The organism is Micromonospora sp. II, from assembly GCF_001709195.1.
GTDB classification, from domain to species: Bacteria; Actinomycetota; Actinomycetes; order Mycobacteriales; family Micromonosporaceae; genus Micromonospora; species Micromonospora chalcea.
In genome coordinates this window covers 98,950-112,534 of sequence record NZ_LYXF01000003.1, presented here as the reverse complement: position 1 = coordinate 112,534, position 13,585 = coordinate 98,950, and the positions used below count along the sequence as shown (strand labels likewise).

Annotated in this window: 10 protein-coding genes; 9 read left to right on the top strand and 1 reads right to left on the bottom strand. The window is 70.2% G+C overall.

Going from position 1 to position 13,585, the window contains the following annotated elements:
- Positions 1-184: 184 nt before the first annotated feature.
- On the bottom strand, positions 185-1,264 hold the full coding sequence (locus tag A8711_RS00545) for a LacI family DNA-binding transcriptional regulator (protein ID WP_043326785.1): 1,080 nt from the start codon (positions 1,262-1,264) through the stop codon (positions 185-187).
- A gap of 199 nt (positions 1,265-1,463) precedes the next feature.
- Between A8711_RS00545 and A8711_RS00540 the strand changes: the two genes are divergently transcribed.
- From A8711_RS00540 to A8711_RS00500, 9 genes are all read left to right on the top strand, one after another.
- Positions 1,464-2,717 (top strand): maltose ABC transporter substrate-binding protein, encoded by a 1,254-nt coding sequence (locus tag A8711_RS00540; protein WP_069087181.1) that lies wholly within the window; start codon positions 1,464-1,466, stop codon positions 2,715-2,717.
- Positions 2,717-4,360, top strand: coding sequence for an ABC transporter permease subunit (locus A8711_RS00535; RefSeq protein WP_043326781.1), 1,644 nt, complete (start codon positions 2,717-2,719; stop codon positions 4,358-4,360). Before A8711_RS00540 ends, A8711_RS00535 begins: the two co-directional genes overlap by 1 nt.
- Positions 4,357-5,256, top strand: a complete 900-nt coding sequence (locus A8711_RS00530; protein WP_043326779.1) for a sugar ABC transporter permease — start codon at positions 4,357-4,359, stop codon at positions 5,254-5,256. Before A8711_RS00535 ends, A8711_RS00530 begins: the two co-directional genes overlap by 4 nt.
- Positions 5,257-5,398: 142 nt before the next feature.
- Complete coding sequence (locus tag A8711_RS00525) at positions 5,399-7,210, top strand: glycoside hydrolase family 13 protein (protein ID WP_069087180.1); 1,812 nt, start codon at positions 5,399-5,401, stop codon at positions 7,208-7,210.
- Between the two features lie 166 nt (positions 7,211-7,376).
- Positions 7,377-7,718, top strand: coding sequence for a hypothetical protein (locus A8711_RS00520; RefSeq protein ID WP_043330653.1), 342 nt, complete (start codon positions 7,377-7,379; stop codon positions 7,716-7,718).
- A 277-nt stretch (positions 7,719-7,995) separates the two neighbouring features.
- Complete coding sequence (locus A8711_RS00515; protein WP_043326775.1) at positions 7,996-9,066, top strand: BMP family protein; 1,071 nt, start codon at positions 7,996-7,998, stop codon at positions 9,064-9,066.
- Between the two features lie 122 nt (positions 9,067-9,188).
- Positions 9,189-10,844, top strand: coding sequence for an ABC transporter ATP-binding protein (locus tag A8711_RS00510; protein ID WP_069087179.1), 1,656 nt, complete (start codon positions 9,189-9,191; stop codon positions 10,842-10,844).
- A 173-nt stretch (positions 10,845-11,017) separates the two neighbouring features.
- A complete protein-coding gene (locus A8711_RS00505; RefSeq protein WP_369830096.1) occupies positions 11,018-12,205 on the top strand; it encodes an ABC transporter permease in 1,188 nt (395 codons plus the stop codon).
- A gap of 2 nt (positions 12,206-12,207) precedes the next feature.
- Positions 12,208-13,488, top strand: coding sequence for an ABC transporter permease (locus A8711_RS00500; RefSeq protein ID WP_043326769.1), 1,281 nt, complete (start codon positions 12,208-12,210; stop codon positions 13,486-13,488).
- The last annotated feature ends 97 nt before the right edge of the window (positions 13,489-13,585 follow it).

Sequence of the window (13,585 nt, the reverse complement as noted above, 5' to 3'; positions counted from 1 at the left end):
ACAGCCATCACCCGCGCCGACCCTGCCCCCGTCTCCCGCATCCCGGGACGCCCACCCACCCCCACTGCCGCCGATCCGGTCGATCATGAGGTTGACGGCAGTCTCTGCCCGCTTTGTCCCCGCCAACTTCATGATCGCCGCGCCCTGAGTCGGGCGGGAGGGAGGGGGAGGGGAGTGCGGGGCGTCAGGCGGGGATGGGGAGGGAGGGGGAGGACGGGCTGGCGGGGCGCTGGCGCTTCGGGGGGTCGGCGGGGCGGGTCACCGCGGTCGAGCCGCGTACCACCAGCTCGGGCCGGAACAGGTACTCGGAGTTCGGGGAGGGGTGGCCGTTGATCTCGTCGACCAGGGCCCGCACCGCCGCCACCGCCATGGCGGCCACCGGCTGGCGCACTGTGGTCAGCGGCGGGTCGGTGAACGCCATCAGCGGGGAGTCGTCGTACCCGACCACGGAGACGTCGTCGGGCACCGACAGGCCGCGCTGGCGGGCGGCCCGGATCGCGCCGAGCGCCATCAGGTCCGAGCCGCAGACCAGTCCGGTCACGCCGCGTTCGATGAGCCGGCCGGCGGCGGCCTCGCCGCCCTCGACGCCGAACAGCGACAGCTCGGTCAGCTCGGTCAGCTCGTCGGAGGTGATGTCGGTGAGGCGCCCCATCGCGGCCTTGTAGCCGGCGACCTTGCGCTGCACCGGCACGAACCGGTCCGGGCCGGTGATCAGGCCGATCCGGCGGTGCCCGAGCGCGACCAGGTGGGCGACCGCCAGTTCGGCGGACTCCCGGTCGTCGCAGGAGACGAACGGCGCGGGGATGCCCGGCGCGTACCCGTTGATCATGACGATCGGCAGCGGCCGGGCCAGCAGCGTGCGGTAGCGGTCGTGGTCCGCGGCGGTGTCGGCGTGCAGGCCGGAGACGAAGACGATGCCGGAGACCTGCCGGTCCAGCAGCATCTCCACGTACTCGTCCTCGCGGACGCCGCCTGGGGTCTGCGTGCAGAGCACCGGTGTGTAGCCGGTGGGGGCGAGCGCGGACTCGATGATCTGGGCGAACGCCGGGAAGATCGGATTGTCCAGCTCCGGCACGACCAGGCCGACCAGCCCGGCGCTGCGCTTGCGCAACCGGGCCGGACGTTCGTACCCGAGCACATCGAGGGCGGTGAGGACGGCCTGCCGGGTCTCGGGGGCCACGCCGGGGCGGTCGTTGAGCACCCGCGACACCGTGGCCTCGCTGACTTCGGCCTGTTGGGCGATGTCGGACAGTCGAGCGCGCATGTGCGGCACTTTAGCCCAACGGCAAAGTCTTGCGTACACTTCTGCAAGCCCTTCCATTCTCTGCAACCTCTTGCTAACGTCCCCGCAACATGCGAGAGCAGCGGCGCAGCACCCCTGTGCCGGTCAGCAAGAAATTTCAGAGGTTTCCACTGGCGGGCCGCCCTTCCCCCGGCGGGCCGCCATGACGACAGGAGTACCGATGCGCATCCGTACCGCGGGTGTGGTCGCCGTCCTCGRCCTGGCGCTCGCCGCCTCCGGCTGTGGTGACAGCGGCAGCGACGACAAGCCGGCCGCCGGCGAGTCCGCCAAGGCGACCGGCGGCAAGCTGGTCATCTGGGCCGACGACAAGCGCACGGCCGCCCTCAAGCCGTTCGCCGAGGAGTTCGGCAAGGAGAACGGCGTGACCGTCGAGGTCCAGGCCGTCTCCAAGGACCTGCAGACCAACTTCGTCACCGCCTCGCAGCAGGGCAGCGGCCCGGACGTCGTGGTCGGCGCGCACGACTGGATCGGCAACCTGGTCCAGAACGGCGCCATCGACCCGGTGCAGCTCCCGGCCGAGCAGAAGAGCGGCTTCAACGAGACCGCGATCAAGGCCGTCACGTTCAACGGCCAGCTCTACGGCGTGCCCTACGCCACCGAGAACGTCGCGCTGATCCGCAACACCGAGCTGGCCCCCGAGGCGCCGAAGACGATCGAGGACCTGGTCGCCACCGGCAAGAAGCTCAAGGCCGAGAAGAAGGCCAGCGAGATCCTGTGCCTGCAGTCCGGCCAGAACGGCGACGCCTACCACATCTACCCGCTCTACACCTCCGGCGGCGGCTACCTGTTCGGCACCACGGCGAACGGCGACTACGACCCGAAGGACCTGGGCGTGGGCAAGCCGGAGTCGATCGCTGCCTTCCAGAAGATCGCCAAGCTGGGTGAGAAGGGCGAGGGTGCGCTGAAGCGCTCCATCACCGGCGAGAACTCCATCGCCACCTTCACCGGCAAGAAGTGCGCGTTCCTGGTCTCCGGCCCGTGGGCAGTGGCCGACGCCAAGAAGGCCAACATCTCCTACGACATCTCCCCGGTCCCCGGCTTCGCCGGTGGCCAGGAGGCCCAGCCGTTCGTCGGCGTCCAGGCGTTCTACGTGGCCGCCAAGGGCAAGAACAAGGCCCTGGCCCAGGAGTTCGTCACCAACTACGTGACCAAGCCCGAGCTGGCCGTCGCGCTGTACAAGGCCGAGCCGCGCCCGCCGGCGCTGACCGCCGCCTTCGACCAGGTCAAGGGCGAGGACCCGGACCTGGCCAAGTTCTCCGAGGCCGGCAAGAACGGCCAGGTGCTCCCGGCGATCCCGGCCATGGCCGCGATCTGGGACCCGTTCGGCAAGGCGGAGGCCGCCATCATCGGCGGCGCCGACCCGGCCAAGACGATCACGGCCGCCGGCAAGACCATCCAGGGTCAGATCAAGTAATGAGCGCGCCGCTGTCCGGCCCGGGGTCTGCACCGCAGGCCCCGGGCCGGGAGCCCGCACGCCCCGGGCTCCCGCGCACGTCCCGTACCGCGCGGCAACACGCGCCGATCACCGCGACCGGCCTCGTCGTCAAGGTGGTCCTGCTCGGCCTGGTGGCCGGGATCGCGATCTGGGCGGCCTTCCCGCTCATCGAGGCCGAACACTGGATCGGGCTGGGCATCCTGGTGGCCACCACCGCCGGCCTGTTCTACCTCTACCTGAGCCGCCGGCACATTCCGGCCAAGTACCTGGTCCCCGGCACGCTCTTCCTGATCGCCTTCCAGGTCTTCCCGGTGCTCTACACCGCGAGCACCGCGTTCACGAACTTCGGCGACGGCCACCGCGGCAGCAAGGACGACGCGATCGTCGCCGTGCAGACCTCCTCGGTGAAGCAGGTCCCCGGCTCGACCGAGTACAACCTCACCATCGCCACGAAGGGCGACCCGGCGAGCGGCCCCCTGGTCTTCCTGCTCAGCGACCCGAAGACCAAGGACGTCTTCGCCGGCGACGCGGACGGGCTGCGCAAGCTGGACGCCGCCGACGTCGAGGTGAGCAGCCTCAGCGGCAAGATCACCGCCGCGGACGGCTACACCCTGCTGAACATCGGGCAGGCCAGCAGCCGCAGCGACGCCGTCACCGCGCTCATCGTGCCCACCGACGAGGGCGCCATCCGCTCCAACGGCCTCACCCGGGCCTACGAGGGCAAGGCGATCCGGGCGTACGACGCCGGCTGCGACTGCGTCAAGGACAGCGAGACGGGCAAGACGTGGACCGCCGACGAGGAGTCCGGCTCCTTCGTCGCCGCCGACGGCGAGCGTCTCGCCCAGGGCTGGAAGGTCGACGTCGGGCTGAAGAACTTCAGCACCGTGCTCACCGACCCGAACATCTCCGGCCCGTTCTTCGGCACGCTGGCCTGGAACTTCGCGTTCGCGATCGGCTCCACCGGCCTGACGTTCCTGCTCGGCATGGCCATCGCGCTCGCGCTGCACTCACCCCGGATGCGGGGTACCAACTTCTACCGGGTGCTGCTGATCCTGCCGTACGCCATGCCGTCGTTCGCGATGCTGCTGATCTGGCGGGACATGTTCAACACCGACTTCGGCCTGCTCAACAACCTGTTCGGGCTGGACGTCGACTGGTTCGGCGGCAACTGGTCGGCCCGGATCGCGGTGCTGCTGGTGCAGCTCTGGCTCGGCTACCCGTACATGTTCCTGGTGGCCACCGGCGCGTTGCAGGCCATTCCGCGGGAGCTGACCGAGGCGACCTCGGTCGACGGCGCGTCGCCCTGGCAGTCGTTCCGGTCGGTCACCCTGCCGCTGCTGCTGGTGGCGCTCTCGCCGCTGCTGATCGCGTCGTTCGCGTACAACTTCAACAACGTCAACGCGATCCTGTTCACCACCGAGGGCGGCCCGTTCGCGCCGGACAACCCGACGAACGGCGCCACCGACCTGCTGATCACCTACACGTACCGGCTCGCGTTCGGAGCGCAGGGCGCCGAGTTCGGCCTGGCCGCCACCGTCTCGATCTTCATCTTCGCGATCGTGGCGACGGTGTCGGCGATCAGCTTCCGGCGGACCCGTAAGCAGGAGGAGGTGTACTCGTGACCACAATCGCGCGGAAGCCCACGGCCACCCGCACGCCGGCCCGCCGCTCGCGTGGACGCTGGTTCGCGCAGGTCGGCTGGCGGCACGTGGTGGGCGTGCTGGCGGTGGCGTTCAGCCTCTTCCCGATCCTGTTCGTGATCTCGGCGGCGCTCAACCCGCTCGGCACGCTCTCCTCCACCGAGCTGCTGCCGACCGGCGCGTCGCTGGAGAACTTCACGAACCTGTTCGACCGGACCGCGTTCGGCCACTGGTTCCTCAACTCGCTGCTGCTGGCGGGCGTGGCCAGCTTCGCGTCGATCTTCCTGTCGTCGCTCGCGGCGTACGCGTTCTCCCGGATGCGCTTCGCCGGGCGCCGGGTCGGCCTGCTCGCGCTGCTGCTGATCCAGATGTTCCCGCAGTTCCTGGCGATCGTGGCGATCTTCCTGATCTTCACCACGCTCACCGACCTCTACCCGGCGATCGGGTTCAACACCCCGTGGGGCCTGTTCCTGCTCTACATGGGTGGCGCGCTCGGCGCGAACACCTGGCTGATGAAGGGCTTCTTCGACACGCTGCCGAAGGAGCTGGACGAGTCGGCGACCATGGACGGCGCGTCGCACGTGCAGGTCTTCTTCCGGATCATGCTGCCGCTGGTGGCGCCGATCCTCGCGGTGACCGGCCTGCTCGCCTTCATCGGATCGATCAACGAGTTCATCATCGCCAACGTGTTCCTCACCGAACCCGAGGCGAAGACGCTCGCGGTCGGCATGTACGGCCTGGTGGCCGGCGAGCGCAACAACAACTTCGGGATGTTCGCGGCGGGCACCCTGCTCACCGCGATCCCGACGGTGCTGGTGTTCCAACTGCTCCAGCGCTACATCGTCTCCGGACTCACCTCCGGAGCGGTAAAGGGCTGAGCCTCCTCGGCTCACGCTGCGGCAAGGGCGTCGTGTCGGCGTACACCGGAGCGGTTCTCGGGCGGACCGCCGCGGTCGGGTGAAACCGACCGCGGCGGGTGCCCGCCCCTCTCCCTGTCGGTACGACGCGAAAGGCAGCACCATGTCCCTTCAGCCGCACCACGACGGCTCCGCCACCTACGTCCCGGAGCAGGAGCCCGCGCTCGGGCAGACCGTCCCCGTCTTCGTCCGGGTGCCGGCCGGATCCGGCGTCTCCCAGGTGCACGTGCGCACCACCGGCGACGGCGAGCCGCGCTTCGCCGAGGCGCGGGTCGACCGCACCGACGACGGCGACGTGTGGTGGCGGGCCGATGTCGAGGTCCGCAACCCGGTCAGCAACTACCGCTTCCTGCTCGACGGCGAACGCGGCGCCCGCTGGCTCAACGCCGCCGGCCTGGCCGGGCACGACGTGCCGGACAACGGCGACTTCAAGCTGGTCAGCTACGCCCCGCCGCCGGCCTGGGCCCGGGACGCGGTGATCTACCAGATCTTCCCGGACCGGTTCGCCCGCTCGGCCGCCGCCGACGGCCGGACCGTGCCGGACTGGGCCATCCCGTGTGACTGGGACACCCCGGTCGTCGGCCGCGGCCCGGAGACGCCCCGCCAGTTCTACGGCGGCGACCTCGACGGCGTCACCGAACACCTGGACCACCTGGACCGGCTCGGCGTCAACACCGTCTACCTGACGCCGGTGTTCCCGGCGCGCTCCAACCACAGGTACGACGCGTCGAGCTTCGACACCGTCGACCCGCTGCTCGGCGGCGACGCGGCGCTGGCCCGGCTCGCCGACGCGGTGCACGCCCGGGGCTGGCGGCTGCTCGGCGACATCACCAGCAACCACACCGGCGACGCCCACGACTGGTTCACCGCCGCCGTCTCCGACGTCAACGCGCCGGAACGCGAGCTGTACTACTTCGACCTGCCCGGCTCGGACTACGAGTCGTGGAACGGGGTGAAGTCGCTGCCGAAGCTGAACTGGGGCAGCGCCGAACTGCGCCGCCGGTTCGCCACCGCCGAGGACTCGCTGCTGCGCCGCTGGCTGCGCCCGCCGTACGGGCTGGACGGCTGGCGGGTCGACGTGGCGAACATGACCGGGCGGCGGGGCGCTGACGCGTACACCCACGAGGTGGCGCGGCTGCTGCGCGAGGTGGTGGCCGAAACCCGGCCGGACGGGCTGCTGCTGGCCGAGCACGGCCACGACCACACCGGTGACCTGGACCGCGACGGCTGGCACGGGACGATGAACTACGTCGGCTTCACCGACCCGGTCTGGTCCTGGCTGCGGCACGGCGACGACCCGGTGCCGAACTTCCTCGGCACCCCGGGCGGGGTACGGCGGCGCGACGCGGGCGCGGTGCTCGCCACCATGAACACGTACCGGTCGCTGGTGTCGTGGCGCTCGTACACGCACTCGTGGCAGCTGCTCGGCTCGCACGACTCGGCCCGGATCCGCACCGTCGTCGGCGACGCGGCCCGGCAGGAGGTGGCGGCCGGACTGCTCGCCACCATGCCCGGCACGCCTGTGGTCTTCGCCGGGGACGAGCTGGGCCTGACCGGCACCAACGGGGAGGGCTCGCGTACGCCGATGCCGTGGCACCGGCGCCAGAGCTGGGACCGGCGCACGTTCGAGGCGTACCGGTCGTTGCTGACGCTGCGCCGCGACGAGCCGGCGCTGCGGCACGGCGGCCTGCGCTGGGTGTACGCGGACGCGGACACGCTCGTCTTCCTGCGCGAGGCGCCCACGTCGACGGTGCTGGTGCTGGCGAGACGTGCCCCCGGCACCCCGGTCCGCCTGGCCGGCGTGGGCGCCGCAGAGAACGTCTACGGCAACGCCCCAGCTCTCCACCCCGACGCCGACAACAAGGTGACCCTCCCCGCCGAGGGCCCCACGTTCCAGGTCTGGCGCCTCCGCTGACCCCACGCCCCGCCCCGTCGATCTTGCGGTTTCGGCCCGTGCCGTGCGGCTTTCGCACCGTATGCCGGGGCGGTAACTGCAAGATCGCGGGGGAGGGGTCACGGTATGACGGCAGGTCGGCCGGGTCATTACTACAAAGCGTCGTTGATGGGGGAGGATGGGCCGCGTGGAAGCTCTTCGACTGATTCTTCTCTACGTCCATCTGATCGGTTTCGCGCTGCTGCTCGGCGGCGCGATCGCCCAGTACGTCTCCGGCAAGCTGCGCATCAACGCGGCCATGCTCTGGGGCGCGATCATCCAGATCCTCACCGGCATCGGGCTGTCCGCCCCGCTGCGGGACGGGGACGAGCCGGCCCCGGCGAAACTTGTTACCAAGTTGGTGCTCGCGCTGCTCATCTTCGTCATGGTCTTCTTCTCCCGTAAGCGGGAGACCGTCAACCGCGGCCACTTCCTCGCGATCGTCGGGTTGACGCTGGTCAACGCTGCCGTCGCGGTGTTCTGGCGTTAGTTCGCCGCCAGTCGGGGAAGCTGCGGGAAACGGACGTTCGCGACACCATCGCGCACGCCCACCGGCCGGATAAGTGACCTGCCCCACCCAAGGGTTACACCGGGGTAACGGACGCTCAACAGTCGTGCACGATTGTCGGCCGGTGGGTGGGCGCGGGCGTACGCTCCCGTCCGTAACGTGGGACGCCGGCCGCACATCGCAGGCCGGCGCAAGGGCTGCGCACCGCGCACAACGCGGTGTGCAAGGGGAAGGAGACGTCTTGCGCTCTGTGCGTGGGATGCGGATTGCCTCCGTCATTGCGGCGGGTGGACTCGTGCTGGGCGCTGCCGCGTGTGGTGAGGCTCCGGACGACGACAACAACGCCGGCGGCGACGGCGGCAAGAAGTTCAGCGCCTGCATGGTGACCGACGTCGGCGGCGTCGACGACAAGTCCTTCAACGCCTCGGCCTGGAAGGGCCTGCAGGAGGCGAAGAAGGAGAACGACAAGATCGACATCAAGTACGTCCAGTCGAAGGCCGAGGCGGACTACGAGGTCAACCTGACCGGGTTCGTCAACCAGAAGTGCGACTTCATCCTGGCCGTCGGTGGCCTGATGTCGGACGCCACCAAGGCGGCGGCTGAGAAGAACCCGAACCAGCAGTTCGCGATCGTCGACGCCAACCCGGGTGTGTCGAACGTCTACCCGATGCAGTTCGACACCGCGCAGGCCGGGTTCCAGGCCGGCTACCTGGCCGCCGGGATGAGCAAGTCCGGCAAGGTCGGCACCTACGGCGGCCTGCCGATCCCGCCGGTCACCATCTTCATGGACGGCTTCGCCGACGGCGTGGCGTACTTCAACAAGGCCAAGAGCAAGAACGTCCAGGTGCTGGGCTGGGACAAGGCCACCCAGAAGGGCTCCTTCGCCAACTCGTTCGAGAAGCAGGACGAGGGCAAGAAGGTCTCCGACGCGCTCGTCGCGCAGGGCGCCGACATCGTGATGCCGGTCGCCGGTGGCGCCGGTCTCGGCACCACCTCCGCGGCCAAGGCCTCGGGCGGCAAGTACTCGGTCGTCTGGGTGGACATCGACGGCTGCGAGAGCACCCCGGACTGCTCGGCGATCCTGACCACCGTCGTCAAGAACATCCCGGACGCCGTCAAGGAGGCCGCGCTGAAGGCCGCCAGTGGCGAGAAGCTCCAGGCCACGCCGGGCTTCGTGGGCACGCTCGCCAACAACGGCGTCTCGATCGCCCCGTACCACGACTTCGACAGCAAGGTCCCGGCGGACCTGAAGGCCGAGGTCGACAAGATCAAGGCGGACATCGCCGCGGGCACCATCACCGTCACCTCGAAGGCCCAGCCGACCAAGTGACGGTTCCGCCGGCCGCCGCGATGCGATCATCGGCAGCGGGGGCCGGCGGGCACCAGGTTTGACGATCCGGCCGTCCCGGCGCAACGGGGAAGGTACCCCGAGCGCCGGGGCGGCCGATCAGCTTGACTCCCCCCGACATCCCCACCCGGCGTGGTGGCGGCGCGGCAGGTCGCTACGCTGCACCATCGCTCGCACTCCAGGAGGTTGCGCTGAGACTCGAACTGCGCGGCATCACCAAACGGTTCGGTGATCTGGTCGCCAACGACCACATCGACCTGACGGTGGAGCCTGGAGAGATCCACGCTCTGCTCGGCGAGAACGGCGCCGGCAAGTCGACCCTGATGAACGTGCTCTACGGCCTCTACCAGCCGGACGAGGGCGAGATCCTGGTCGACGGCAAGCCGCTGAAGCTGAAGGGCCCGTCGGACGCGATCGCCGCCGGGATCGGCATGGTGCACCAGCACTTCATGCTGGTGCCGGTCTTCACCGTGGCGGAGAACGTGATGCTCGGCGCCGAGCAGGTCCGGGGGCCGTTCGCCGGCATCCTCGACCGGCGACGCGCCCGCCGCGAGGTCGCCGAGGTGTCCGAGCGGTACAACCTGCGGGTCGACCCGGACGCGGTGATCGAGGACCTGCCGGTCGGCATCCAGCAGCGGGTGGAGATCGTCAAGGCCCTCACCCGCGACGTCGACCTGCTGATCCTCGACGAGCCGACCGCCGTGCTCACCCCGCAGGAGACCGAGGAGCTGCTCGCGGTCATGCGGTCGCTCAAGGCCGCCGGCAAGTCGATCGTGTTCATCACCCACAAGCTGGGCGAGGTGAAGGCCATCGCCGACCGGATCACCGTGATCCGGCGCGGGAAGACGGTCGGCACCGCCGAGCCGAGCGCCAGCCGGGACGAACTGGCCGCGCTGATGGTGGGCCGCAGCGTCCGGCTGACCGTGGACAAGAAGCCGGCCACCCCGGGCAAGCCGGTCCTGGAGGTCTCCGGCCTGGTCGTGGACGACGACCGGCAGGTACGCGCGGTCGACGGCGTCGACCTCACCGTGCACGCCGGTGAGGTGCTCGGTGTCGCGGGCGTGCAGGGCAACGGCCAGACCGAGCTGATCGAGGCGATCATGGGCCTGCGCCCGACGCTCGCCGGCACGATCAGCCTGGACGGCGAGCCGACGCACGGCTGGTCGACCAAGAAGGTGCTCCACGCCGGCGTCGGCTACGTGCCGGAGGACCGCAGCGTGGACGGCCTGGTCAAGGAGTTCTCCGTGGCGGAGAACCTGGTGCTGGACATCTACGACCGGCCGCCCTTCGGCAAGGGCCTGTCGCTGAAGCCCGAGGCCATCGCGAAATCGGCCCGGGAGCGGATCGAGCAGTTCGACGTCCGTACCTCCTCGGCCGACGCCGCGGTCGGCACGCTCTCCGGCGGCAACCAGCAGAAGGTGATCGTGGCCCGGGAGCTGTCCCGGCCGCTGAAGCTCTTCATCGCCGCCCAGCCCACCCGGGGCGTGGACGTCGGCTCGATCGAGTTCATCCACAGCCGGGTCATCCGCGAGCGGGACATCGGCACCGCGGTGATGGTGGTCTCCAGCGAACTGGACGAGGTGATCGGCCTGGCCGACCGGATCGCGGTCATGTACCGCGGCCGGATCATCGGCATCGTCGGCCCGGACACCCCGCGCGAGGAGATCGGCCTGCTGATGGCCGGCATCACCCCGGACGCCGCCACCCCGGACGCCGCCACCGCGACCGAGGGCGGCCCTGGCAACGAGGACGAGGCATGACCAACCCGAACCCCGTCTCGGGCTCGCCGGACAAGGAACCGGCGACCGAGGCGCAGGAGTCGCTGAGCGAGGCCCGGGCGACGCCGACGCAGCCGGCCGGTGACACCGAGCAGACGGTGCCCGCGACCGCGACCGCGAAGAGGCCGGACCCGGCCGGGGAGTCCCGTCCCGGCATGGGCCGGATGTTCCTGGACAACCTCTGGGCCGCCAACACGGTCACCGTGACGGTGCTCGCGGTGCTGCTGGCCATGGTGGTCGGCGCGGTGCTGATCATCGTGTCCGACCCGGAGGTGCTGGCCACCTACAGCTACATCACGGCTCGCCCCACGGACGCGCTGAACGCCAGCTGGACTGTGGTCAGCGAGGCGTACGCGAACCTGTTCAAGGGCGCGATCTTCGACCCGGACGCGGTCGGCTTCACCGCCGTCATGAGCCCGATCTCGGAGACGCTCACCTACGCCGCGCCGCTCGTCTTCACCGGCCTGTCGGTGGCGCTGGCCTTCCGCGGCGGCCTGTTCAACATCGGCGCCCAGGGCCAGGCGACGATCGCCGTCATCCTGGCCGCCGTGGCCGGCTTCGCGCTGCCGCTGCCGCCCGTCGTGCACCTGCTGGTGGCGCTGATCGCGGGCGCGCTCGGCGGCGCGCTCTGGGGCTTCATCCCCGGCATCCTCAAGGCCCGGGCCGGCGCGCACGAGGTGATCAACACGATCATGCTCAACTACGTGGCGGTCTACTTCCTGTCCTGGATCATCGTCCAGAACGGGGTGCAGAACCCGAACCGGTCGGACGCGATCAGCAAGCCGGTCGACTCCACCGCGCAGCTGCCCCGCCTGCTCGGCGACGACCTGCGGGTGCACGCCGGCATCCTGCTCGCGGTGGCGGCCACCTGGTTCATCGCCTGGCTGCTCAACCGCTCCACGCTCGGCTTCGAGCTGCGGGCGGTGGGCGCGAACCCGGACGCGGCCCGCACCGCCGGCATCAGCGTGACCAAGACGTACGTGCTGGTGATGGTGCTCGCGGGCATGCTGGCCGGTCTCGGCGGCTCGACCATGGTGCTCGGCACCACCGCTACCGCGCTGACCCCGCTGGTGATCGCGCAGATCGGCTTCGACGGCATCCTGGTCGCGCTGCTCGGGCGCGTGAAGCCGTGGGGCGTGCTGCTGGCCGCGCTGCTGTTCGGCGCGCTCCAGGCCGGTGGCAACCGGATGCAGTCGTACTCCGGCATCTCGCTGGAACTGGTCACCGTGCTCCAGGCGCTCATCGTCATCTTCATCGCCGCGCCTGCCCTGGTGAAGACGATCTTCCAGCTCCGGGCGGCCCGCGCCGCCCGGTTGCAGACGAGCCTCGCGAAGGGCTGGTGAGCATGTCCACCACCGCTGTCCCCGAGGTCGCCGTTACCGCGGTCGACGAGGGTTTCTGGACCCGTAACCGGAAGATCGGCGTGGTCCTGCTGGCGCTCGGCGTGCTCGCGGCGGTGCTGTTCGGCGCGCTCGCGACCGACCAGCACGCCCGGTTCACGCTCAGCGAGACCGAGGGCGGCGCCGCCCTGGAGATCAACGGTACGGTCGGCGCGATCCTGTTCGGGCTGATCACCGCCGCGGCCGGAGGCGCGCTGCTGGCCGGTGTGCCGAAGCGCTGGTTCGCGCTGCTGCTCGGCGCCGGGCTGGTCGCCTTCGTGCTGAGCTTCCTGTGCTGGCAGGTCTCCGCCGCGCCCGAGGGCCGCAACTTCATGCCGCTGGTCAACGTCGTGCGCGGCACGTTCATCCTGGCCCTGCCGCTGATCTTCGGCGCGCTCGCCGGTGTGCTCTGCGAGCGCTCCGGCGTGGTGAACGTGGCGATCGAGGGTCAGCTCCTGATGGGCGCGTTCTCCGGCGCGCTGTTCGGCAGCATGTCCGGCAGCGTCTGGGTCGGCCTGGTGGCCGCCGCCATCGGCGGCGCGTTCATCTCGTTCCTGCTGGCCGTGTTCTCCATCCGCTACCTGGTCGACCAGGTGGTCATGGGCATCGTGCTCAACCTGCTCGCGGTCGGCATCACCGGCTTCCTCTACGAGCGGCTGATGCAGACCGACGCGGCGAAGTACAACAGCGCGCCCCGGTTCGGCAACTGGGAGATCCCGCTGCTGTCCGACATCCCGCTGATCGGTCCGGCGCTGTTCCGGGGCAACATCTTCCTCTACCTCGGCCTGCTGCTGGTGCTGGTCATCCACCTGGCGCTGTTCCGTACCCGGTGGGGCCTGCGGACCCGCTCGGTCGGCGAGCACCCGACCGCCGCCGACACGCTGGGCGTGAAGGTGCTGCGGCTGCGCTACCGCAACGTGATCCTGGCCGGTCTGGTGGCCGGTGTCGGCGGCGCCTCGTACACGCTGGCGCTCTACTCGTTCACCAAGAACATGATCGGCGGTAAGGGCTTCATCGCCCTGGCCGCGCTGATCTTCGGCCGGTGGAGCCCGACCGGCGCGCTGCTCGCGGCGCTCTTCTTCGGCTTCGCCGACCAGCTCGCCACCTACCTGGGCGCGATCGGCAGCAGCATCCCGAGCCAGTTCCTGGCGATGCTGCCGTACCTGGCGACGATCCTGGCCGTGGCCGGGCTGGTCGGCAAGGTCCGGGCGCCGGCCGCCGACGGCAAGCCGTACATCAAGGGCTGACCGCCCGCCGCGACACCGTGCCCGGCGGGGCGACCCGCCGGGCATCGTCGTCTCCGGCCGCGCCGCGACCGATCGGCGCAAATTGGGCAGAATGGGA

What these genes read in the sequence shown, in the direction of transcription:
- A8711_RS00545 (WP_043326785.1), bottom strand. Translation starts at nt 1,264, where the DNA reads ATGCGCGCTCGACTGTCCGACATCGCCCAACAGGCCGAAGTCAGCGAG.
- A8711_RS00535 (WP_043326781.1), top strand. Translation starts at nt 2,717, where the DNA reads ATGAGCGCGCCGCTGTCCGGCCCGGGGTCTGCACCGCAGGCCCCGGGC.
- A8711_RS00525 (WP_069087180.1), top strand. Translation starts at nt 5,399, where the DNA reads ATGTCCCTTCAGCCGCACCACGACGGCTCCGCCACCTACGTCCCGGAG.
- A8711_RS00515 (WP_043326775.1), top strand. Translation starts at nt 7,996, where the DNA reads ATGCGGATTGCCTCCGTCATTGCGGCGGGTGGACTCGTGCTGGGCGCT.
- A8711_RS00505 (WP_369830096.1), top strand. Translation starts at nt 11,018, where the DNA reads ATGGGCCGGATGTTCCTGGACAACCTCTGGGCCGCCAACACGGTCACC.
- A8711_RS00500 (WP_043326769.1), top strand. Translation starts at nt 12,208, where the DNA reads ATGTCCACCACCGCTGTCCCCGAGGTCGCCGTTACCGCGGTCGACGAG.